Annotated in this window: 24 protein-coding genes; 8 read left to right on the top strand and 16 right to left on the bottom strand. The window is 36.8% G+C overall.

Annotated elements, in window-relative coordinates:
• Positions 1-92 precede the first annotated feature (92 nt).
• From L6W14_RS03565 to L6W14_RS03545, 5 genes are all read right to left on the bottom strand, one after another.
• Positions 93-668 (bottom strand): RloB family protein, encoded by a 576-nt coding sequence (locus L6W14_RS03565; protein ID WP_131522050.1) that lies wholly within the window; start codon positions 666-668, stop codon positions 93-95.
• The gene (locus L6W14_RS03560) at positions 665-1942 is read right to left on the bottom strand and encodes an AAA family ATPase (protein WP_131522051.1); all 1278 of its coding nucleotides are present in this window, start codon (positions 1940-1942) and stop codon (positions 665-667) included. Before L6W14_RS03560 ends, L6W14_RS03565 begins: the two co-directional genes overlap by 4 nt.
• Positions 1943-2047: 105 nt before the next feature.
• A complete protein-coding gene (locus L6W14_RS03555) occupies positions 2048-2989 on the bottom strand; it encodes an NAD-dependent epimerase/dehydratase family protein (RefSeq protein ID WP_131522052.1) in 942 nt (313 codons plus the stop codon).
• 187 nt (positions 2990-3176) lie between these two features.
• Positions 3177-3704, bottom strand: coding sequence for a YceI family protein (locus L6W14_RS03550; RefSeq protein ID WP_131522053.1), 528 nt, complete (start codon positions 3702-3704; stop codon positions 3177-3179).
• Between the two features lie 313 nt (positions 3705-4017).
• Positions 4018-4590: a manganese efflux pump gene (locus tag L6W14_RS03545; protein WP_131522054.1), complete on the bottom strand. Its 573-nt coding sequence runs from the start codon at positions 4588-4590 to the stop codon at positions 4018-4020.
• 220 nt (positions 4591-4810) lie between these two features.
• On the opposite strand from L6W14_RS03545, the gene L6W14_RS03540 reads away from it, so the two are divergent.
• On the top strand, positions 4811-5686 hold the full coding sequence (locus L6W14_RS03540) for a glycine betaine ABC transporter substrate-binding protein (protein ID WP_131522055.1): 876 nt from the start codon (positions 4811-4813) through the stop codon (positions 5684-5686).
• 542 nt (positions 5687-6228) lie between these two features.
• On the opposite strand, the gene L6W14_RS03535 is transcribed toward L6W14_RS03540, so the two are convergent.
• Positions 6229-6849, bottom strand: a complete 621-nt coding sequence (locus L6W14_RS03535) for a thermonuclease family protein (RefSeq protein ID WP_237899390.1) — start codon at positions 6847-6849, stop codon at positions 6229-6231.
• A gap of 133 nt (positions 6850-6982) precedes the next feature.
• On the bottom strand, positions 6983-8722 hold the full coding sequence (locus L6W14_RS03530) for an ABC transporter ATP-binding protein (protein WP_237899389.1): 1740 nt from the start codon (positions 8720-8722) through the stop codon (positions 6983-6985).
• A gap of 121 nt (positions 8723-8843) precedes the next feature.
• Between L6W14_RS03530 and L6W14_RS03525 the strand changes: the two genes are divergently transcribed.
• The 3 genes from L6W14_RS03525 to L6W14_RS03515 are packed head-to-tail and all read left to right on the top strand — an operon-like array spanning position 8844 to position 13608.
• Complete coding sequence (locus L6W14_RS03525; RefSeq protein WP_131522058.1) at positions 8844-10274, top strand: ABC transporter permease; 1431 nt, start codon at positions 8844-8846, stop codon at positions 10272-10274.
• Between the two features lie 13 nt (positions 10275-10287).
• The gene (locus tag L6W14_RS03520) at positions 10288-11784 is read left to right on the top strand and encodes an ABC transporter permease (RefSeq protein WP_131522059.1); all 1497 of its coding nucleotides are present in this window, start codon (positions 10288-10290) and stop codon (positions 11782-11784) included.
• 12 nt (positions 11785-11796) lie between these two features.
• Positions 11797-13608 (top strand): ABC transporter substrate-binding protein, encoded by a 1812-nt coding sequence (locus L6W14_RS03515; RefSeq protein WP_237899387.1) that lies wholly within the window; start codon positions 11797-11799, stop codon positions 13606-13608.
• Positions 13609-13669: 61 nt separating this feature from the next.
• Here L6W14_RS03515 and L6W14_RS03510 read toward each other — a convergent pair whose 3' ends face one another.
• Positions 13670-14251, bottom strand: a complete 582-nt coding sequence (locus L6W14_RS03510; protein ID WP_131522061.1) for a phosphatidylglycerophosphatase A family protein — start codon at positions 14249-14251, stop codon at positions 13670-13672.
• A 113-nt stretch (positions 14252-14364) separates the two neighbouring features.
• Here L6W14_RS03510 and L6W14_RS03505 point away from each other — a divergent pair, with 113 nt between their 5' ends.
• From L6W14_RS03505 to L6W14_RS03495, 3 genes are all read left to right on the top strand, one after another.
• Complete coding sequence (locus L6W14_RS03505) at positions 14365-15084, top strand: alpha/beta hydrolase (protein WP_131522062.1); 720 nt, start codon at positions 14365-14367, stop codon at positions 15082-15084.
• An 83-nt stretch (positions 15085-15167) separates the two neighbouring features.
• Complete coding sequence (locus L6W14_RS03500; protein WP_131522063.1) at positions 15168-15683, top strand: YjcG family protein; 516 nt, start codon at positions 15168-15170, stop codon at positions 15681-15683.
• Positions 15684-15686: 3 nt separating this feature from the next.
• Positions 15687-16115: a GNAT family N-acetyltransferase gene (locus L6W14_RS03495; protein WP_054549889.1), complete on the top strand. Its 429-nt coding sequence runs from the start codon at positions 15687-15689 to the stop codon at positions 16113-16115.
• A 120-nt stretch (positions 16116-16235) separates the two neighbouring features.
• Here L6W14_RS03495 and L6W14_RS03490 read toward each other — a convergent pair whose 3' ends face one another.
• From L6W14_RS03490 to L6W14_RS03465, 6 genes are all read right to left on the bottom strand, one after another.
• Positions 16236-16484: a stage VI sporulation protein F gene (locus tag L6W14_RS03490; protein ID WP_004230969.1), complete on the bottom strand. Its 249-nt coding sequence runs from the start codon at positions 16482-16484 to the stop codon at positions 16236-16238.
• A gap of 130 nt (positions 16485-16614) precedes the next feature.
• Positions 16615-16788, bottom strand: coding sequence for a YjcZ family sporulation protein (locus tag L6W14_RS03485; protein ID WP_004230967.1), 174 nt, complete (start codon positions 16786-16788; stop codon positions 16615-16617).
• 65 nt (positions 16789-16853) lie between these two features.
• Positions 16854-17213: a stage V sporulation protein AE gene (gene spoVAE / locus L6W14_RS03480; protein ID WP_369700615.1), complete on the bottom strand. Its 360-nt coding sequence runs from the start codon at positions 17211-17213 to the stop codon at positions 16854-16856.
• Positions 17214-17229: 16 nt separating this feature from the next.
• Positions 17230-18225: a stage V sporulation protein AD gene (locus tag L6W14_RS03475; RefSeq protein WP_131522064.1), complete on the bottom strand. Its 996-nt coding sequence runs from the start codon at positions 18223-18225 to the stop codon at positions 17230-17232.
• On the bottom strand, positions 18219-18674 hold the full coding sequence (spoVAC, locus tag L6W14_RS03470) for a stage V sporulation protein AC (RefSeq protein WP_004230957.1): 456 nt from the start codon (positions 18672-18674) through the stop codon (positions 18219-18221). The genes L6W14_RS03475 and spoVAC overlap by 7 nt, the downstream gene beginning before the upstream one ends.
• Positions 18675-19079, bottom strand: a complete 405-nt coding sequence (locus L6W14_RS03465) for a YhcN/YlaJ family sporulation lipoprotein (RefSeq protein ID WP_227744986.1) — start codon at positions 19077-19079, stop codon at positions 18675-18677.
• Positions 19080-19212: 133 nt separating this feature from the next.
• On the opposite strand from L6W14_RS03465, the gene L6W14_RS03460 reads away from it, so the two are divergent.
• A complete protein-coding gene (locus L6W14_RS03460; protein ID WP_004230953.1) occupies positions 19213-19737 on the top strand; it encodes a CotY/CotZ family spore coat protein in 525 nt (174 codons plus the stop codon).
• Positions 19738-19799: 62 nt separating this feature from the next.
• On the opposite strand, the gene L6W14_RS03455 is transcribed toward L6W14_RS03460, so the two are convergent.
• Both L6W14_RS03455 and mgtE read right to left on the bottom strand, forming a co-directional pair.
• Entirely contained in the window at positions 19800-20201 is a 402-nt protein-coding gene (locus L6W14_RS03455) for a hypothetical protein (RefSeq protein WP_227744987.1), read from the bottom strand.
• A gap of 53 nt (positions 20202-20254) precedes the next feature.
• Positions 20255-21631 carry a magnesium transporter gene (mgtE, locus tag L6W14_RS03450; protein ID WP_048392024.1) on the bottom strand — a complete coding sequence of 459 codons (1377 nt, stop codon included), beginning with the start codon at positions 21629-21631 and terminating at the stop codon, positions 20255-20257.
• Between the last annotated feature and the right edge of the window lie 85 nt (positions 21632-21716).

Genomic DNA, 21716 nt, shown 5'->3' with positions numbered 1-21716 from the left:
GTTTTGGAAAAAGAAACATGCCTTCCTTTCGACGAAGCATTATGGAAAGATAAAAACAGGCTTCTATTTGTTAATAGAAAACCTGCTCAATCTTAAAATATGTATCGTATCATTTCATGTATGTTACAGTATGGGTTGTCACGGCTCTCTGTCTCTCGGAGTGCCATCATATCTGTGCAATTTTTAATTGCTACCTCATGTCGTAATGCAATAGGGGCTATGATGGATTCATCAGCCTTATGCCGGAAATAACGACTCACACCAAGGTGCTGTTCCATTTTGTCATTGAGGACAGCACGGGGATATTTTTCTGTACTATCAACTTCCTCAAAATGCAAGAGTAACCACAATTCAAATGCTTCATTTGTATACGCAATATGAATACTTTTTTCCTCACAAAATTGATTTACTTCCTCTAGTTGCTTTTCAGTTAGATCATCCTTATCAAATACAATCCAAACTTCATCAAAGTATTGGTAGCTGGAATCTCGATAAGCATGTTGGGCAAGCTTGATCGCTGAACGTTTAACGTTTTTTATTTTGACGCTAACCATCTTAGAGCGCTTTAAAATACGCATTTGTTCAAAATAGATGCGTTCTGTTTCACCTTCACAATAAATTAAAATAGTTTTACGCAGTGTTCGGCTCCCTTGTTGACGTACTCTCACTGCTCAGATACCTCCGCTTCTTCTAAGTATTGTTCAGATAAATACTCATTAATGACAGGCGTTGCACCAAATTCCCCTTTCATATAGCGTTTCGCATAAGAAAGATCTCCACGTTTCTTTTGTAAATCTGCAAAATCAAATAAGGAATATAGTTCCGATTCATTTTTAAAGCTTTTATTAACAAACCAAATTTGATCGGCGCGTAGTGGCTGATCAAGTAATTCTATTTCATGACTTGTCACGACAAATTGATTACTGCTATTGCGTTTGCTATTCATAATGGCCATTAAAAACTCACAAATCGATACATGGAAGGCTGTGTCGAATTCGTCTATAAAAATGGTTTTTCCTTTATTATAAGCATCCACCATCACACAGGCTAAATGTAGCATTCGCACGGTGCCCTTAGAATCCATTGTCCAATTAATTGTTTTTGTCCCTATCGGTGCACCTGCTTCATCAAATGATAAATAATGTAGATCAATATCTACTTCTTGAATCACCTCAGGCGAATCAAATTCATAGCCAATTGTATTTTTCTCTCTGCGTTCCACACGTCTAGCCGTGACATCTTGAATAGAGAGGTCTGCAATTTTTAGCAGTTTGATCACTTCCTTTTTAAAGGGCTCCTCTTCAAGTTTACGAATAAGGGGATGACTTGATAACCGATTTGCTTCATCTAGGAAAAGAATTTTATGTAAAAACCAATCGAATATCTTTAAAGCGTCTGGATCATTAAAAACATGTAATACGGATAGAAAGGCTGTATTATTACGTGTATATTTTGTCAATTCCTGTGAAGCTGTTTGAAATGTCTCATAAGAATATTCTGTACCATCCCATTGTCTGACAAATAGCTCTTCCTTCAGTGACTTGTTCGTTTTCACAAGACGTTCATAGAGAACTTGAGAAGCATTATACTGTATTTCATAATCATAGAAAGCTCCGTCCAAAAAAAGCGATATCATAAACTCTGTTGGTTTGTCTTGCTGACTTCCTAACTTAAACGGTTGATAGGGTAGACGTAACTGCTTTACATTATTTAAGTTTTCAAAATTAAAAAGCAAGGAACGTAATACTTTAATAGCCGTAAACAGATTAGATTTTCCGCTTCCATTTGGACCAAAAATAAATGCGCTTTTTACAAGACGAAGTGTATCAAACTGAATTGTATGGGTATCCTTCCATTTTCGTAGGCGACTTCCAGCTACCATTGAAAACAACGTATCATCTTTATAACTTAAACAATTCTTTACTCTAAAATCTACAAGCATATGTAAGCCTCCGTCCACAACCATTTCTTTAATGAATTATTATACTATAGACATAGAAAAAGACATATTACGCAATGTAATATGTCTTATTACTTTATTGTCCCTTTATCCACTTTTTTGTTGAATTTCTGCTAATGATTCATTTTGTAGCGCATGCAATGTACGTTCAATGCCTTCTGCAAAAGAAATTTTAGGCTTCCAACCAATTGCATTGGCTAACTTATTATTATTTAAAAACGAATGCTCAATATCCCCTTCTCGTGCTGGAGCATATTGAATTTCAAGTGGATGGTTTAAGTGTTGGAGCAGTAAGATGACCTGGTGAATAGACCAAGCCTCATTAGTGGATACATTATACGTGCCTTGTAAACGTGCAGATACACCTGCGTATATAGCATCAGCAATATCGTCTACATAAATAAAATCTCGCGTTTGTTCACCATCACCATAAATTGTAAATGGTTTACCTGCCATACTACTTTTTAACATACTTGGAATCACAGCTGCTTCACCTTGCATTTGCTGTCTTGGCCCGAAAACATTGGCAAATCTATAAATAAGAACGGGCAAACGATAATCTTTTTGCCATTTCTCACAGTAGGTTTCGCCAATGCTCTTGTTTAATCCGTACATAGATATTGGTTCACAGACATCTGATTCCTCTAATGGAGGATAGTGACTATCCCCGTAAACAGCTGCTGAGGAGGCAAAGACAAAGTGCTGTACCTTATACTTCGATGATAAAAAAAGCATTTGGCTAAGTCCAACTATATTTGTCAAAATATCCTTTACTGGCTCCTGGATAGATTGCTGCACGCTCGTTTGCGCTGCACAATGGACGACCACATCAAAGTTTATTTCCTTAAAGAGATGCTCGCAAACCTCATCCTCAACATTTAAAAGATAGGATTTATGCTCAAAGTCAACATTCCGTAGATGCCCTGTACTTAAATTATCAATAATATAAACCGTTGCACCTTCTTCAAAAAAACGCCTACCTACTGCACTGCCAATAAAACCATAGCCGCCTGTCACTAATACATTCATCCTATCGCCCCCAAAAACAATATGATGATTTATATGCAGTAATTACTAAAAATATGCAAGAAACTTATTTACTGGTAATTTTTCTCAAATTCTTTTTGCTAGATTGCTTCATTCCATAAGGATCTATTTTGAGCTACATAAAAAGCATGTTTGAAGGTTACTTCAAACATGCCCTAGCTATCTATTTTTAAGCTGGATTAATTTCTAATTCAACCGTTACTTTAATATCTTTCCCAACAAGGACTCCACCAGTTTCTAATGCTGCATTCCAAGTTAGACCAAAGTCTTCACGATTAATTGTTGTTTCAGCTTCAAAGCCGTATACTTCTTGACCCCATGGATTTGTGCCTTTCCCATTAAATTCTGTATCAAATGTTACTGATTTTGTAACGTCTTTAATTGTTAAATCACCAGTTACTGCATATTCATCGCCTGCTTTTTTAGCAATGTTTGTAGATTTAAACGTAATCGTTGGATATTTTTCGGCATCAAAGAAATCTGCTGCTTTTAAATGATTATCGCGATCTTCACTACGTGTATTTATGCTCGCTGGATCAATTGTAAAACTAATAGTAGCAGTTGTTAAATCTGCAAGATCTGCTGCTTCGATATCTGCTGAGTAATTGTCAAATACACCCTTAACTTTTGATACCATCATGTGTTTTACTTGAAAGTTAATTGCTGAGTGTCCTAAATCAATGTTCCATTTTGCCATTATAAATTCCTCCAATTGGTTGATTTTATCTCGATTTCGAGATATATTTTAAAATATGAAGCAACTACATCTTTTATGTTACCCAAAATTGGATAGGATAAACATTTGTAGTTACTTATTTGTTTACATCTTAGCTTATGAAAAGTTTTTAATTACTTTCTGTAACCTACTATATATTAATAATTTAGTTACGTCAAGTAATTAAAAATAAATTTTTTTAAACATAAAAAAAAGTCGAGTCATCGGTACATCCCTCTCTATGTAATAAAAAGAATATCACCAATATTTGGTGATATTTAGCCGCAGCAATATATTATTTTGCAAAAACCTCAAAAATACCAATCATGATAAGTAGCCATCCTGAGATTGCTGTAGAATGCTTGCCAATAAACGTTTTTGCTAGTAAAGAGCCACATCTACTTCCCACTCCAACTGTGATAAAGGAAAATACGCCGATGGAAATGACTGTCCAAAGGGCTGAGATGCCATTTGCGCCTATTGCAATACCTCCTGCTAAACAGTTCGCTGACAAGACAAAGCCAAGTGCCATTGCTTCTCTTGTTGAGATTACTAGATTTTTATCTTCATCAAATAATTCGGGATTTCCTGCTATCCGCTGATTAGAAAAATTATTGGACATCAAAGTCCATAGACCAATCACACACAGTAGTAAACTCCCTAGTAAATTGGCAGTATGCGGTGAAATATACTCAACAACTGTGCTACCAGCTGTTACTGCGACATATGTGACAATCATCGACATAATAGCAATCACAGCATTTGATAAAATTGGAATTTTAACTTGTTTAACTCCATAGGCTAGACCAATCCCCAAGTTATCTAAATTCGCAGCGATTCCTATTAAGATAATTGTAATCCAATGCATACTAAGCCTCCTCAAATCTCCGACTCCATTTTCACCTATCGTATGACAACAATAAAAAAATTAATGGGCACAACGAAGTTTAGTTGATTATGTTCCATCTTTTTAACACGGTATGACTAAACCATCAATTTGACAAAAGTGACAACTTGTTTATAGAATTAAGTTGTTACTTGTTAATATTTATACGTTTATGTAAGAAATAATAGAAAGGAGATGTACTATGAAACTCATCAAGTTATTGAAAATAGGCATAGCATTTATATGCCTTATTGTGTTAACTGCATGTGGTTCGGAAAATGAGGACACAAAGAATACGGATAAAGGTGAAATCAATTTAGCATATGTTGAATGGGATACTGAGGTTGCATCTACACATGTAGTAGGACAAGTACTAGAAGATTTAGGATATAAGGTAACACTGACACCTTTAGACAATGGGATCATGTGGGAAGCACTTGCAAACGGAGAGGTCGATGGTATGGTATCTGCTTGGTTGCCACAAACACATGCCCCACAAGTAGAAAAATACAACAATAAGATAGAGAACTTAGGAGAAAACCTAACTGGTGCTAAGATTGGTTTGGTTGTACCAAGTTATATGGATGTCGATTCTATTGAAGATTTAACAACCCAAGCTAATCAAACCATTACAGGCATTGAACCAGGAGCTAATATGATGGCTACGACAGAAAATGCCTATAAGGAATATAAGAATCTGGAAGGTTGGAATGTATTGACCTCGTCTGCTGGTGCAATGACCGCAGCCCTCAGTCAAGCTATCTCTAATAATGAAGAAATCATCATCACGGGCTGGTCACCACACTGGATCTTTAATGCCTATGATTTAAAATACTTAGATGACCCCAAAGGTTTGTATGGAACAGAAGAATATATTGGCACTTTTACGCGGAATGGTTTCAAAGAGGATGCCCCTGAAGCCTATAGTGTCCTTGACCGTTTCAACTGGAGTGCTGAAGATATAGAAAGTGTAATGTTTGATATAATGGAAGGCATGAGTGCCACAGATGCTGCGAAAAAATGGATTGCTAACAATCAAGATAAAGTAGCCGAATGGACGAAAGATGTACAAGCATAAAAAGAGAACCCATTTACTACTCATTAGTAAATAGATTCAGATTGTAGACGGCTCATTCTATAATAGAATGAGCCGTCTACATTTTTTAACGTTCCCAAAAATGAGGGGGGTTTCAGGAGCGTAATCATGAACTAGCAAACTTCTGGAGAAAAGTAGCTAAAGTTCATCCTCTCTACACTGTATTGTAGAACAAGGAATATTCTTTATATGATAATGATAATCATTATCATATTGATTGTCAACATTCATAAAAATGATTTTTTCATTTATCAGTAGCTATCTTCCGTTTTTCGGAAAATAAAACATTCCTGGTTGGCTGCTTGCTTTCCTTTGTGAGATCGCCTTCTCCGCAACCGTGTACTGAACCTCTACAGTAGATTTTTACGACCAATATCATGCATTACATACAGAGAGACGACCTTGACCTCTCACCATGCCAAAAGCTTTTGAATAGGAAATTTAAAATAGGAAGCTGCTACCTATAAGATACTGGCAGCAGCTTCCTAGCTAAAATTAAAAGCATATAGTAAAGAATTTATAGATTATTGAACTACTTCAGGGTGAAAACCATCTTTTTGGAAGTAATCCTTATGTGACCAAATATTTAATTTTGCATTCTGAGCTTTTTGTTGAATAGCTCCAAATGCATCTTCAAATGTATTGTTTGGCTTATGAATATAACGTACAACTGCAAGCCCTTCGTTTAATAAAGATTCCTGTAATAAGACATCATCTACAAACACGTAGGCTAGAAGGCGATCATAATTGTCTGTTTCTGGTCCAACATCATAGACAGCTTCAATTTTATTAGCCCTTTCCAATAAATTGATCGTATACTCTTTTGCTTCTTCCGCATATGGCTGAGCGCCACCTTTGTTGTAATTCATTTCAGGAGTATCCACCATTAATAGACGAATTTTTCGTTTCTCACCATTAATTGTCGCCTGAATCGTATCCCCATCATATGCTTTAATATAGTCTATCTCAAAGCGTTTATTACCTGTTTTTTCTTCCACTTGTTCAATGGTAATAGTACCTTGCTGATCTGTAACTGATTTAGTATCTTGATCTTCCGCAGGTGATCTGCCAAATATCATGTACAATGCTACAGCCAAAATAATCGTACCACTTGTTATTAATGTTTTTATGTCTTGCATTTTCATGTAGTAGGCCCCTCACAACTAATCATCATTTCTTATACTTACGATTCGTATAAGTTGTGCACCTCATCATCAAGAAGATGACAAGTTACACGATGTTTCTATTGTAAAATATCAAGCTACTACATTCAAGCTATCATCTATTCACAGCTACCCAATGATTAGGAGTAACCTCTACTAGTTGACTATTTTCTACCTCATAACGTATTTTCACATCTTCTGCATGTTCAGCTTCATTATATTTCTGCTTCTCTATTGCAGGATCTGGAATAGGAATAGAACGTAATAATGCACGTGTATATGGATGTTGTGGGTTAGCGTATAGCTCTTCACTTTCTGCCAGTTCTACAATCTTTCCACCATACATGACGGCTACACGATCGCTGATATGCTTTACCATGGATAAATCATGGGCAATAAATAAATACGTCAATCCAAGCTTTTGTTGTAATTCTTTTAATAAATCAACAATCTGCCTTTGAATGGAAACATCCAGTGCCGATAAGGGTTCATCACAAACAATAAAGTTTGGCTCAACCGCCAATGCTCTCGCAATACCAATTCGTTGACGCTGACCTCCTGAAAATTCATGAGGATAACGCATGGCATGCTCTTTTTTCAAACCAACAAGTTCAAGCAATTCCTCTACCCGTTGTCGCCTCTCCTCATGTGTCTTCACCAGACCATGAATATCTAGAGCCTCGCCAATAATGTCTAAGATTTTTTTGCGAGGATTTAACGATGAATAGGGGTCTTGGAAAATAATTTGCATATGGCGACGCATTGCCTTTAGCTGTTTTTTCGATAGCCTTGTTACAGGTATCCCTTGATAGAGAACCTCTCCATTTGTAGGTTGATGAAGTTGAAGAATCGTCCTACCTGTAGTCGATTTACCTGAACCAGATTCACCAACCAAGCCCAATGTTTCACCAGGATATATATAGAACGATAAATCATTCACTGCTTTCAACGCTTGACCACGACCTAATGGAAATTCTTTGGATAGATGGGTCACTTCTATTAACGGCTTATGTCGATCGATACCTGGCTGAATAGTAGCAATCTCTTTTGGCTGCTTTTTCTCATGCAGTTTTGGTAAGGCATTCAATAATTTCTGGGTATACGGATGTTGGGCATTTGCAAAAATTTCTTCTGTTGTGCCCTGTTCAACTATTTCTCCTTCTTTCATCACTATGATGCGATCACACATACCTGCAACAACGCCTAAATCGTGTGTAATTAAAATAATAGACGTTCCCATTTTCTTTTGCATATCGCGCATCAATTTTAGGATTTGAGCTTGAATAGTAACGTCCAGTGCTGTTGTTGGCTCATCTGCAATAAGCAGTGAGGGATTACAAGCAAGCGCCATAGCAATCATTACGCGTTGACGCATACCACCTGAAAATTCATGAGGGTATTGTCGATACCGTTCTTCTGCATCTCTAATACCAACCAGTTTTAATAATTCTATTGTTTGTTGATAGGCTTCGGTTTTTGACATTGACTGATGCTTGATTAAACTTTCAGCCACTTGATCACCTATTCGAATAGTAGGGTTTGTGGATGTCATCGGATCTTGGAAAATCATACTAATATCTTGTCCACGTATCCCTTCCATTTGTTTTTCATTAAATTCAGTGAGTTCTTGCCCCTTAAACACAATTGAGCCAGATTTCAAAAATGAAGGTGGCGATGGTAATAAACGCATAATGGAGCGAGCCGTTACACTTTTCCCGCTTCCAGACTCTCCCACAATTCCTAGTGTTTCACCTTTATTTAAATGGAAGCTAACGTCCTTAACTGCTTCAAATTCTGTCTCCCCTGTGATAAAGGATACGCGAAGATTATTGATTTCTAAAAGCTTTTCACTCATTCGACCCATCCTTTTTAAAATTTGTGATTGACTTACTTTCAAGTATAATCCATACTTTACAATACTGATAGGAATTATACAATATAATGCTGAATATTTTATTTACGTTTGGAGGAAATGCATGGTTACTTCAAAAAATCATTTAAAACCCGAGAAATTTATTTTCTTTTCTACGGTTTATCAAAAACTAATGCATCAAAAGCCTTATCATCTACTTCTTTTTCTTTTTAGTATTTTAGTTCACCCTTTTACATACTTTATCTATCGGAAAAGGAAACTTTCAAACACTTATGATCAGGCTTTTGCATTGCGTAGTCAGTACTATATAGAGCATGGATTGGTTGCCCAGTGGCAAAAGGAATTTGAGCAACAAGAAATAGCAAAAGCTACATTTTTTAAAGAGGCTGTATTGGAATCACAAATTCAGCTCACAGCCAAACACTTAGCTCAAAGAAAGCTTCAGCAGCAAGTGGATCAGGATTTACAAAAAGAGGACATACAACAACTATCCTATGCCCAATTTTTTAATCAGCAACTAACTAACAAACGTTTTGTGGCTCTTACCTTTCTACCAGCTGTTTTATTTTATGTAGTACTTATCTTATTTGCGAATCCATTTCTGCAATTTATCATTGAACGTATTTTACAAAGCTTCATTGTGATTGTTGGTGTGGCTACATTAGTGTTTACCATTTTATATTTATCACCTTTTGATCCAGCAAGAAACATACTCGGAGTTGAAGCAACACCTGTGCAAATAGAAAACTTTAATCGCATTCATGGTTTGGATCAACCTTATTTATCACAGCTATGGAACGCATTATCCGGTCTATTTACATTTGATTTAGGTACATCCTTTGCAGGTAAAGAAGATATCACACATAGCATTGCTACAAAATTTCCTGTCACTCTTGAAATTGCCGTATTGTCGTTGCTAATGGCTATTGCTATTGCCATTCCAGTCGGGATTATTTCAGCTGTTCGTCCAAACTCATATTTGGATTACACATTTATGTTCATTGCTTTAATTGGCTTATCCATCCCAAGCTTTTGGCAAGGTTTAATTTTTATTTTGACATTTGCTCTAAAGCTACAATGGTTTCCAGCTACCTATAATCCTCATAATTGGCTATCGCTCATCATGCCAATTGTCGTCTTAGGAACATCCATTACGGCATCTATTGCTAGGATGACAAGGTCAAGTATGCTTGAGGTGATTCATGAGGATTACATTATTACAGCAAAAGCTAAGGGCTTAAATGAATTCAAAGTGATTTCAAAACATGCCATTCGTAATGCTATGATTCCGATTATTACGGTGATTGGACTTCTTTTTGGAGGTATGTTGGGAGGCGCATCTGTAACAGAAAAGGTATTCAACATTAGTGGGATTGGTAGCTATATCGTCGATAAACAATTTATCCCTGATATTCCGGCCATTCTTGGCGGCGTTGTTTATATCGCCATCACCATTTCGATTGTCAATTTATTCATTGATATCATGTATGCCTTTTTTGATCCACGCATTCGCTCGAAAATGAAGAAGTCTTAAAGGAGGATCACCTGTGAAAAACATCTTACATGTCAAACTACTCTTGAAGATTACACAGGAATATGTCAATTCTCATTTTACTTTTGTCTTTTCCTTACTGTTTTCTTTACTATTTCTAGCCTATAGCTATAATTTTTCCAGCAATAGCTGGCGACCAGTGGTTCTGCTTCTTTTTGTTATTTATGCCATTATTACGGCATATGTTGCCTTCGTCAATTTACGAATTAAAAGGGATTTAGCAACGCATGGTGCCATTCAAAATAATACTCGAATGTTTGGCTATCCCCTTTTAATAACGATACTGTCAGGCAATATTTTTTCGACATCCTTTGCATTTATGCTTGTGTCAAAAAGAAAGACTGCAGAATATACTTTTGCTGCCTATGCCTTTATAACACAGCTATTTATCTTAGGTATTGCAGCATTGAATTTATTTAAGCCATATGTAACAGATACGTTTTTACTAGCAATGAGCGTTTTCCTAGTACTCTCGCTTCTTTATATCGTGATGGCCATTTTATGTACAAAGTATGTTACAGCAACTGAGGCACCTAAATGGATGCTTATTCCAGGTATTGTCCTCCTATTGGCGACTTTCACTGGTAATCTATTTGCGACTTTACTAGGATATAGCCTCATCCAAAAGGCTCGAAAAGCAAATCCATCTTCTATTGAGAAATGGCAAAAAATATGGGAGAAGATTTTACGCAATACAATGGCTGTTTTCGGCTTATTCTTCATTATTTTCATGTTCTCGTTATCCGTGACAAGCTCTTGGACTTTCGACTATGATTTCGCTACTGAAAATAATTATGGAGCATTGCTACAAATACCGACATTAGAATATCCACTAGGCACAGATAATTATGGTCGAGATTTATTTTCTCGTATTGTGTTTGGGGCACAAATATCATTAATCGTCGGATTTTTCTCCACGATTATCCCCGCAGTTATTGGGGGCGCATTAGGAGCATTTTCAGGCTATTATGGTAAATCCACTGATAATATCATCATGCGAAGTCTCGATATTTTATATGCCATTCCTGGGATATTGTTAGCCATTGCTATTATTGCTGCATTTGGTGCTAATACGGTAAATCTAATTATTGCACTTAGTGTTGGAGCCATTCCAACCTATGCCCGTACAATGCGGGCAAATGTTATGCAGCTTGCTAATTATGAGTTTGTAGAATCGGCTAGAGCTTTAGGTGCATCTGATGCAGCTATTATTTTCAAGCACATTGTCCCCAATTCTTTAGCACCAATGATTGTGAAAGCAACATTAACGATTGGCGGAGCTGTTATTTCAACAAGTAGCTTGAGTTTTTTAGGGCTTGGTATTGAGCCACATATTCCCGAATGGGGCAATATTTTAAAAGTTGGTAGTACGTACCTGGAAACACATTCATATGTCGCTATTTTCCCAGGTCTTTGTATTATGCTTCTTGTCCTCTCCTTTAATTTCTTAGGAGATGGTTTACGAGATGCTTTAGATCCAAAAACAAATTAATCGGAGGTAACTATGAAGAAATTACTTGTATTTTTATTCGTTGCAGTACTAGCTTTGGCTGGCTGTGTACAAACAAAAACTGACGTAGAAGGCGGTAAAGATTCAAAAGATAGTGACAAGAGCAATGACAAAATTGCCATTGAAGTATTAGGAATGGCAGCTTCTGAAGAAGATATGAATATTGTACGAGACCAATTAGTAAAAAATGGTTTTGAGGTAAAGCTAAATATTCAACCAGATTACGGTTCTTTCTCTGCTCAAAAAGAAGCAGGTAACTATGACCTTGCCCTATCAAGCTGGACGACAGTTACAGGGAACCCTGATTATGCTGTTCGTGGTTTATTTAAAACTGGCGGTGACTACAGTGTGGTGGCAGATTCAAAATTAGATGCATTAATTGATGAAGCGAGCACATTGACTGGTGAAGAAGCAGCAGCCAAATATAAAGATTTAGAACAATTATTAGTATTTGATCAGGCTTATATTGCGCCTTTATATATTTCCAATAAGTATCAAGGGATCTACTCTGAACTAGTAAACCCTAAAACAGTTCTTTTACCAAAATCTCGTGCACAAGTTTGGGAAAAAATCGAATTTAATGATACATCTAAAAATGCAACAGAACCTTTAATTTTACACCAAACAATCAATTCTCTTACTTCACTAGACCCGATCAAAGGGAATGATGGTTCAATCAACACATTAAACACAAATATGTATGTTCGTCTTGTTAACTTAACAGACACTGATGAAGTTGTGTCAGATGGTTCATTATCTTATAACCATGTAATGGCTGAAGGTAATCAAGAATATTACTTCCTTTTACGCGATGATATTAATTTTGCAGCAGTGAAAGATGGTGCAGCTGTTGATACAGGTGAATTAGTGTCAGCTGAAGATGTAGTCTTCTCATTAAACCGTGCGAAAGACGCTAATTCAGTACCAGATCATCGTACTTACAGCATTCATGAAAACATTGAAACAGTCGAAATCGTTTCTGATTTAACTGAATTACAAAATAAAAAAGTAGCAGGCTCTGAGCAATCCGTTTTAGAAGCATTATCACAAAATCTACCTGCTTCTGTAGCGCAATTAGCAAAAGATAAAGGTGCTGTTAATAATGCAGCAGGTGCATACCAAGTTATTAAAATTACAACACCTACACCTTTCCCACAAGTATTAAACTATTTAGCCCACCAATCTGGTGGTATCGTATCTGAAAAACAAGTAACAAGTATTAATACGTATGATGTGGCTAACTACAACCCTGACAAGGACATTGCCTATGGTGATCAAGCTACTGTAACGGAAGGTTCAGCTACATTCAATAACCAATTATATGCAAGTGGTCCTTACATTTTAGTGAATAAAAATGATTATGAAGCACAGTTTGTGAAAAATCCTGCTTATCGAGCTGGCAGCGAATATGAGCCAAAAATTGCTAAAATCAATGTCCGTTTTATCTCTGATGTCGATAGCGCCCTATCTGCATTACGTAATGGTGAAATTCATGTTCTACAAACAGTACCAGAAACAAAACTGGATATTGTTAAATCAGATGCTAAACTAACATTAAACACGGCAGATAGTAATGCTGTGTCGTACCTACAAATGAATACATCTGGCCGTGCGGTGTCTGATTCAGCAGATTTACGTAAAGCAATTCTATACTCTATTAACCAAGATGAATTCATTAGCTATTATCAAGGCAATAAAAAACCAGCTGTATCCACAGTTTCTCCATTAATTGATACAGGTTTAAAACTTGAAGCAGACAGCGAAAAAGTAAAAGAATTTGTAAAAGCATATAATGATCATAAGTAATACAAAAAAGAGCCTTCTCAAAAAATTTGAGAAGGCTCTTTTTTAATGGAAGAAACTCATTTTATATTTCATTATGTGATTTTGGCTTTGGCCCTAGCTCTTCAGGTTCGATATCAGCAAATGTTTCGCCTTCCTCTTCTAAATCACGCATACGATGTGCAATACGTGAAGCCGCTGAAGCTGCTATACTAGCAACCAAATCATCTAAGAACGTGTTGACATGATGTCCAGGTTCTGTATCTAGTTTTTTGATAATCCCTATTTTTTGCTTGTCTAAGTGACCAAAAGTGGTAACGGCAATGCTGCCATATGTAAATACAGATCCTAGTGCAATTGTTTCGTCTACACCAAATAAACCTTCATCTGATTCGATAATTTGTTGTAGTGGTGAAGATAATAACTTCTTCTCTGCTAATTCATCTAATTCAATTCCTACTAATAAAGCATGTTGCACTTCTCGCTTACGTAATACACGTTCAACAGAATGAACACAATGCTCTAGTGTTAAACCTTCATTATAGGTTTTTTGCATTTCGTAAACAATTTCAGCGATATCCTCTATCGCTACACCTCTACGAATTAACGCGGCTTGAGCTGCCTTTGCTACTTCGTCAGAGTGCACACGAATACTTTTATTATGCATAATTAACCCTCATTTCGATTTTTATTGCTAGTATAATGCTAGCCCAACCTATTATACCTTTACTTACGTAATATGGTACAATTTTGTTACAAACACAAGAAGGAGTGTCATCATTGGATAAGGGAACAGTACAGGATTTAACATTTTACAGTGAGTCATTACAGGAAGAATTACAGCTCTATATTTATGTTCCTGCAAATTATTCTCCACTATATAAATACAATATTTTAATCGCATCAGACGGTAAAGATTATTTCCAGCTTGGTGGTATTACCAAGCTAGCTGATGAACTGATTGATGACTATGAAATCGAAAATTTAATTATTGCATTTGTTCCTTACAAAGACATAAAAGATCGACGTCATAAATATATCCCGAGCGGTGAGCAACATGAAGCCTATCTTCGCTTTTTAGCACATGAGCTAGTGCCGTATTTAGATCAGGAGTATGCCACTTACCAAATGGGTATGAGTCGTGGAGTGATTGGTGACTCTATGGCTGCTACTGCTTCCTTAATGGCTGCTTTAAAATATCCAAGTATCTTTGGCAAAGTCATACTACAATCCCCTTATGTAGATGAGGATGTATTAAAGGCTGTGGAAAATTTTAAAGATCCAGGATCTATTTCTATCTACCATATCGTCGGTAAAGGCGAAGATCAGGTTGTGACAATGGATAAAACCATCAAAGATTTTTTAACACCTAATCGTCAATTGCATGATCTCATGATAAATAAAGGGTTTACTACATTTTATGACGAGTTTGATGGCAATCATACATGGAAATATTGGAAACCAGACCTTCGTCGTGCATTAATTGAAAATTTCAATTAATATTAGGCGATTCAAATTACGAAAACTGAAATTTCTGTTATACTTAATGAGAAAAATTGTTTATTTTCGGGAGGTAATGGACTATGAAGTACGGTATTGTGGCATTTCCATCAAAAAAATTGCAAGATTTAGCGAATACTTATCGCAAACGATACGATCCTCATTATGCAAAGATTACACCGCATATGACATTAAAAGACAGCTTCGATGCGTCTGAAGAAGAGATTCAAACCATCGTCAAGCAATTAGATGAATTTGCTGCTAAATATGCACCTTTAAACATTCATGCATCTCGCATTAGTTCGTTTTTCCCTACAACAAATGCGATTTACTTCCGCATTGAACCAACAGAACAATTAGCAGCATTTCAACATGAACTTCAAGAAAAAATCCCTTATGGGGAAATGAAGCATGTATTTGTTCCACACATTACAATCGCTCAAAAAATGTCAGATTCAGAGCATGATGATATTTTTGGTCAATTACGCATGACAGGCGTTGATGAAAAAGATACAATTGATCGCATTCATCTTTTATATCAATTAGAAGATGGTTCATGGACAACTTACGAAACATTCCGTTTGTCTGGAGCTGAGTGATTGTTGTATAACGTTAAAATTGTTGAAACAAAGCAAGAACACGATGATGCCTTTGCTATTCGCAAAAAAGTATTTGTTGAAGAGCAAGGTGTTCCGCTTCATCTAGAATGTGATGCTGAGGATGCAACTGCAACACATTTCATTATGTATGATAACGATGAGCCTGTAGGTGCAGCACGTTTACGCAGTATTGACAACAATACAGCTAAAATTGAGCGTGTTTGTATTTTACAATCTCAACGCGGCAAAAAATTAGGCGCGTTAATCATGAAGGAAATGGAGAAGCATGCCATTTCCATCAATAAAAAAACCTTAAAACTTCATGCACAAAGCTATGCAATTCCCTTTTACGAAAAGCTAGGCTTTACAGTTACCTCACCTGAGTTTATGGATGCAGGTATTCCCCACCGTGCTATGGAGAAAAATATTTAATGAAAGGGTGTTACGATATTTATAATGTCGTAACACCCCTTTTTTATGAGACGAATTCGCTTGCCACCATTCATCTACTCTATCGTAACAAGCTGCATTGCCAAGTAGATATGCCATGCGCTACTTCATCATTCTAGTGATTTTATCGAAATCTAGTGATGCTCCATCTTGAATAATAGATTGTACTAATTTATCTTCTAACTCTTGCGTAATCGATCTGTTAGATATTTTAGCAACACGTCGTACAATTTTTCTTACTTGTTTTTCACTGGTAAAATCCGCATGTTGAATGGCATTGGCTAATGCGAAGATTTCATCCATCGATACACCTGTTTTTTGCTCAATCGAATTAAAAAACGAGCGATGCATGTTTTCCCTCCTATCATTAAAACTCAAAATGACCTTGCGTCTTGCACGAAACATTTCGCAAATGGTGGAGGCCTTAACTTTATTTAGAATTTCCTAAATAAAAGCTAAAGCCTTTATTATGTTCATCAAATTAGATGTAAGTAGCGCCAACAATAATTAATAGAATGAATAGTACAACAATTAGAACAAATGTAGAACCATAACCATAGTTGTTGTTGCCTCCAGAGTATCCTCCGCAGTAGCTATTGTTCCACCCACCAACGTTATTTCCGTACGGTTGTGAGCCCCAGCCTTGGTATCCCATAAAAGCACCCCTCCCTTCTACAACCTATAATATGTTTCGGTCGTAAAAATGGGAGGGGTATTCGTCTAGTCAATATTCCCTTTTGGTCTAAATATTAAGGCACCAATAAAGCCGAACACAATAGCAGCACTGATTCCTGAGCTTGTTACTTCGAACATGCCTGTTAATACGCCAACAAGTCCATGTTTTTCCGCCTCTGCCAAAGCACCATGTGTTAATGAATTCCCGAAGGATGTAATGGGCACTGTCGCCCCTGCTCCAGCAAAATTAATTAATGGCTCGTATAAGCCCATACCATCCAAAATCGCACCTACAACCACTAACGTACTTAGTGTATGGCCCGGTGTTAAATTACCAACATCCATTAATAATTGGCCTATGACACAAATAATGCCTCCAACAATAAATGCAAATACAAAAGTCATAACCATGTTTTTTGCCTCATTTCATCGTAATTTCTATCGCATGTGCTGTACATGGAATCGTCTCGCCTTGCTGATAGGATAGCGGAGATAATAACGCCCCCGTTGCTACTAGTAAAACTCGCTTATAGCTCCCTGCACGCATTTGTTGAATAACATAACTAAAAAAAACAGCTGCCGAACAGCCTGCTCCACTTGCACCAGATTGGAATGCTTCATCCTGTCCATAAAATTCAGCACCTGCATCACGTAATAATGAGAGCTCTTCATTTTTTACGCCATTTTCCACAAGCATACCTTTCAATAGCTTTAAGCCAAGCTGTCCCAAATCGCCTGTTAAAATTAAATCGTAATGATAAATTTTTTGATTTCTCTGTTGTAAATGAGATTGAATCGTCTGGAAAGCAGCAGGTGCCATTGCAGCACCCATATGGAAAGGATCATCCATACCATAGTCAACAGACTTGCCAATTGTTGCCGCTTCTATAGAAGGATATTCCTCGCGATGCTTCCCAATTAACGCATAACCAGCAGCAGTTACAGTCCACTGGGCTGTTTGCGGTTTTTGAGCGCCATAATTGATGGGGTAACGAAATTGGCGTTCAATTGCATTATGTTGACTAGAGGCACCTGCTAATGAAAAATTAGCAGCACCTAACTCAGTTAACAGACATGCAATAATGACTGAAGATACGGAAGTGGCACATGCAGAGAATAGTCCAATAAAAGGGATTTCTAAATCCCTAGCGGCAAAATTAGTTGGTGTCATTTGATTGACTAAATCTCCGCCCATTAAATAATTGATATCACCTTTTTGCACGCCCATTTTTTTCATAGCGTATTCACAAGCTTCTTCAATCATTTTGCGATGACCCTGTTCATTTGTTTTCATTTGCCAACGTTCATCATCATAAACGGAGTCAAAATACTGACTAAAAACACTCCGATTTTCTAAAGGACCCGCTACCACTCCACCAGCTAAAAGAGAGGGTTTCGATTGAAATACAATTACCATGAAACCACTCCTATCGTTACGAGGATATATTTAATGAGCGCTACAAAAAATGCTGACACTACGCCAAATAAAACAACTGATCCTGCTAATTTAAATAAATTTCCGCCAACTCCCAAGACTAGCCCTTCAGAACGATGCTCGATAGCTGCCGAAATAACAGCATTCCCAAAGCCTGTTACTGGAACTGCCGATCCAGCCCCAGCAAATTGACCAATTCTTTTATAAAGGCCAAGACCTGTTAATATCATGGCGAAAAATACCATCGTTGCAACAGTTGGATTTCCTGCTGTTGCCTCTGTAAAATTGAAGAAAATAATATAAAAAAGAGACACAGCTTGACCAATTGCACAAATAAAACCGCCAACGAAAAAGGCTTTTGCTACATTCTTTAAATAAGGGGGCTTTGGTGTAACATTTTGCTCTAACTGTTGATATTGCTCTTTTTCCATTTATGTCTCCTCCTTTGCAAGCTCTTTTAGTTCTGTAATTTTATCGCTTAATTTATTATCTTCCATCTGATCCTTTTTTATTTTATTGGCTTCATAAAAAATTTTGTAATCAGCGGAGACAAACACATCTTTGTTTGGATATTTCTCTTCAAATTTCTTTTGCAATTTTTTCTCTAACTTAGTTTTTTTCCACTTTTCCCATGGTTTAATTTGTACTGCAATAAGCATACTATCGTCATATTGGATAACCGTTGAGCGATCAACATAGTCTTCTTCTTTTATAAGGGTTTCGACTTCACTTTCATTTTGTGGAGACCCATAGACGATAAATTTTTCCTTTTCAGCACAACCATTTAACAGCGATAAAACAACTAAGAGAGGTAACGTCATTCCTAGTAGCCTCAAGTTTTACCCTCCTTTTCTTTACAGTTTCTCCACACATAAAAAAACTATTCATTCAAAGAAATACACAAAAGCCCGAGTCCAGTTTTCAAAAGTACATATTGTAGAAGTAGTAACAAGGAAAGGGGGTGACAATATGGGTTGTGGTAAGCCAACAAATCCTATTGGACCAATCCATTCAGCAGGCTGCGTTTGTGACGTAGTTCGCGCTATTTTAGATATTCAAAATCAAGCGGTGCGAGATGAGTGTTCTCCATGTACAGCAAACTGTTTCTTAGAGCCACTAGGCGGGATTGTTAGTCCTGCTCGCTCACAAGCAGATACACGTGTTTTCATGTTAATTACAAAAGATGGTACTCCTTTCAAAGCATTCTTTAACTCTCCAACAGCAGATCCTTGTATTTGTACATCCGTATTCTTCCGCGTAGAAGATATGTTTGATGAATGCTGTGCTACTTTACGTGTTTTAGAGCCTTTATGTACATTTGACTCTAGTGAAAGTACAGTAGACTTACTAAGCAAAGATGGTTGTTGTATCAACATGAAGAAAATCTGTAAAGTAGATGACTGGAGCTCAACAGATAGCTGTATTACTGTGGATTTATCTTGCTTCTGCGCTGTACAATGTATCGCTGATGTTGACTTAGGGATTTGTGACTAATTCTTTCACCTTTGACACACACACATAAAAAAGTGTACAGCATCCTCTGCTGTACACTTTTTTTATAAAGTTGGCAATTTTCTTCCGCGCCAAAGTATTTGCTGTATATCTTCAAAATGAATGATTTCCTGTATTTTTAATTCTAATGATGTGAGCATTAAAGAATCATTCTGTACATCTGAAGCTGTCCCAGTTAATTTTCTACCATCCTTTAAACAAACTAATAATGGCTGATAGGCTCTCTGACGAAATGGTTTTTCTAAAAACTGGAGCTGTTTCAGTAAATAAGGATCTATTTGTACTTCATCCACTGCCTCATTTTTTTCTTCAGCTATTTGCTCATCGAACATAGTGTCCTTTACATAGACAGATGTACTTTCATCCAAATCAAGTTCATGTAACACCTTAGAAATATTTAAAAAATATGATGGTGATTTTATAAACAAGCGTGGTTCTTGATCCACTTTACTCACTTCCCTTTTTTCCATACAATATGCGAAAGTAAGCAAATTGGTTCTTAGCCTATTTGGCTTAAGAAAACTGTCGCTAAGCCCAAGTAAATTAAAATACTTGTAATATCATTTAATGTAGTAATAAAGGGTCCTGATGCAACAGCAGGGTCAATTTTTAGTCGATGCATTAACAATGGAATAAATGAACCAGCTAATGTTGCCACTAAAATAGAACCACAAAGCGCTGCCCCTACTAACATACCTAGGACAAGTTCATGTTTCCAAAAATAAACGATCCCAATAACAATTAATCCACAAACAATGCCTGACATTAAGCCAGTACCTGCTTCACGTAATAGTAACTTCAATTTACTATGTTCTTCTACATCACCTGTTGCAATCCCTCTAATGGCCACGGCCAATGCCTGTGTTCCACTATTACCTGAAGTTCCTGAGATTAATGGAATAAAGACAGCTAGTAAGGCAACCTTATCTAAAGTATCCTCAAATTGCCCCATTAGGTTAGCTGTTAACATACCTAGAAACAGTAGAACTACTAGCCAAGGCAAACGTTTTTTAGCCGCTTGGAATGGTGTTACATCAAATTTATCCATATCCGAAATACCGGCTAATTTAGAGTAATCCTCAGAAGCCTCTTCATCAATAACATCAATAATATCATCAACTGTGATAATACCAAGTAATTCTCCTTTATCATCAATAACAGGTGTCGCTAAGAAATTATAATCCTTCATAATTTGCGCGACTTCTTCTTGGTCATCGCCTACATGTACCATCACGACACGTTCATTCATAATGGAACGAATAAGTGTATCCTCATCAGCAATGATTAAATCTCGTAACGATATCACACCCGTCAGACGATGTTCTTCATCCACTACAAAAATATAATAAACAGTTTCAGCATCTGGTGCCTCTTTACGCAAAATGGCCATAGCTGAACGAACTGTTGAATTTTCTGGTATAGCGACATATTCAGTGGTCATGATAGAGCCAGCAGTATATTCATCGTAGCTTAGTAGCTCATTAATATCTTCTGCCGCTTCTTCATCCATCATTTCTAAATAGCTTTCGCGCTGTGCTGTATCCAGTTCATTTAAGACATCTGCCGCATCATCCGCGTACATATGAGATAGCATTTCTGCACCGTATGATGGATCCATTTCAGCAAGATATGCTTTATACTCATCATCTTCAATATCGATTGCCTCAAAAATATCAGCCATTTCTGTTGGAGACAAGAACGAATAGATGATTTTCCTTATATCAGGTTCCACCTTTTCATAAAACGTTGCCTGATCATATGGATGAAGTTCTAAAAACTCATCACGGAATGCGTCAATATTATGTGCTTCTAGCATTTCTCGTAGATGTGCCTCATCAAATTGCACATCATCCTTTTCATTTCTTTCCTCTATCATGCTTGTCCCCTCCTTCCGAGCTTTCAATCATTTTACGGGCAATACCTGCCGTAAATCTACCTTCTATATAATAGAGTGTAATGTA

Origin of the sequence: Lysinibacillus sp. ACHW1.5 (assembly GCF_022014815.1) — a bacterium.
GTDB lineage: Bacteria > Bacillota > Bacilli > Bacillales_A > Planococcaceae > Lysinibacillus > Lysinibacillus capsici.
This window is presented reverse-complemented; position numbering and strand designations above follow the sequence as displayed.

What these genes read in the sequence shown, in the direction of transcription:
- L6W14_RS03475 (WP_131522064.1), bottom strand. Translation starts at nt 18,225, where the DNA reads ATGGTAATTGTATTTCAATCGAAACCCTCTCTTTTAGCTGGTGGAGTG.
- L6W14_RS03525 (WP_131522058.1), top strand. Translation starts at nt 8,844, where the DNA reads ATGGTTACTTCAAAAAATCATTTAAAACCCGAGAAATTTATTTTCTTT.
- L6W14_RS03490 (WP_004230969.1), bottom strand. Translation starts at nt 16,484, where the DNA reads ATGCATCGCTCGTTTTTTAATTCGATTGAGCAAAAAACAGGTGTATCG.
- spoVAC (WP_004230957.1), bottom strand. Translation starts at nt 18,674, where the DNA reads ATGGAAAAAGAGCAATATCAACAGTTAGAGCAAAATGTTACACCAAAG.
- L6W14_RS03550 (WP_131522053.1), bottom strand. Translation starts at nt 3,704, where the DNA reads ATGGCAAAATGGAACATTGATTTAGGACACTCAGCAATTAACTTTCAA.
- L6W14_RS03515 (WP_237899387.1), top strand. Translation starts at nt 11,797, where the DNA reads ATGAAGAAATTACTTGTATTTTTATTCGTTGCAGTACTAGCTTTGGCT.
- L6W14_RS03500 (WP_131522063.1), top strand. Translation starts at nt 15,168, where the DNA reads ATGAAGTACGGTATTGTGGCATTTCCATCAAAAAAATTGCAAGATTTA.
- L6W14_RS03555 (WP_131522052.1), bottom strand. Translation starts at nt 2,989, where the DNA reads ATGAATGTATTAGTGACAGGCGGCTATGGTTTTATTGGCAGTGCAGTA.
- L6W14_RS03510 (WP_131522061.1), bottom strand. Translation starts at nt 14,251, where the DNA reads ATGCATAATAAAAGTATTCGTGTGCACTCTGACGAAGTAGCAAAGGCA.
- L6W14_RS03545 (WP_131522054.1), bottom strand. Translation starts at nt 4,590, where the DNA reads ATGCATTGGATTACAATTATCTTAATAGGAATCGCTGCGAATTTAGAT.
- L6W14_RS03485 (WP_004230967.1), bottom strand. Translation starts at nt 16,788, where the DNA reads ATGGGATACCAAGGCTGGGGCTCACAACCGTACGGAAATAACGTTGGT.
- L6W14_RS03530 (WP_237899389.1), bottom strand. Translation starts at nt 8,722, where the DNA reads ATGAGTGAAAAGCTTTTAGAAATCAATAATCTTCGCGTATCCTTTATC.
- mgtE (WP_048392024.1), bottom strand. Translation starts at nt 21,631, where the DNA reads ATGATAGAGGAAAGAAATGAAAAGGATGATGTGCAATTTGATGAGGCA.
- L6W14_RS03540 (WP_131522055.1), top strand. Translation starts at nt 4,811, where the DNA reads ATGAAACTCATCAAGTTATTGAAAATAGGCATAGCATTTATATGCCTT.
- spoVAE (WP_369700615.1), bottom strand. Translation starts at nt 17,213, where the DNA reads ATGACTTTTGTATTTGCATTTATTGTTGGAGGCATTATTTGTGTCATA.
- L6W14_RS03560 (WP_131522051.1), bottom strand. Translation starts at nt 1,942, where the DNA reads ATGCTTGTAGATTTTAGAGTAAAGAATTGTTTAAGTTATAAAGATGAT.
- L6W14_RS03460 (WP_004230953.1), top strand. Translation starts at nt 19,213, where the DNA reads ATGGGTTGTGGTAAGCCAACAAATCCTATTGGACCAATCCATTCAGCA.
- L6W14_RS03535 (WP_237899390.1), bottom strand. Translation starts at nt 6,849, where the DNA reads ATGAAAATGCAAGACATAAAAACATTAATAACAAGTGGTACGATTATT.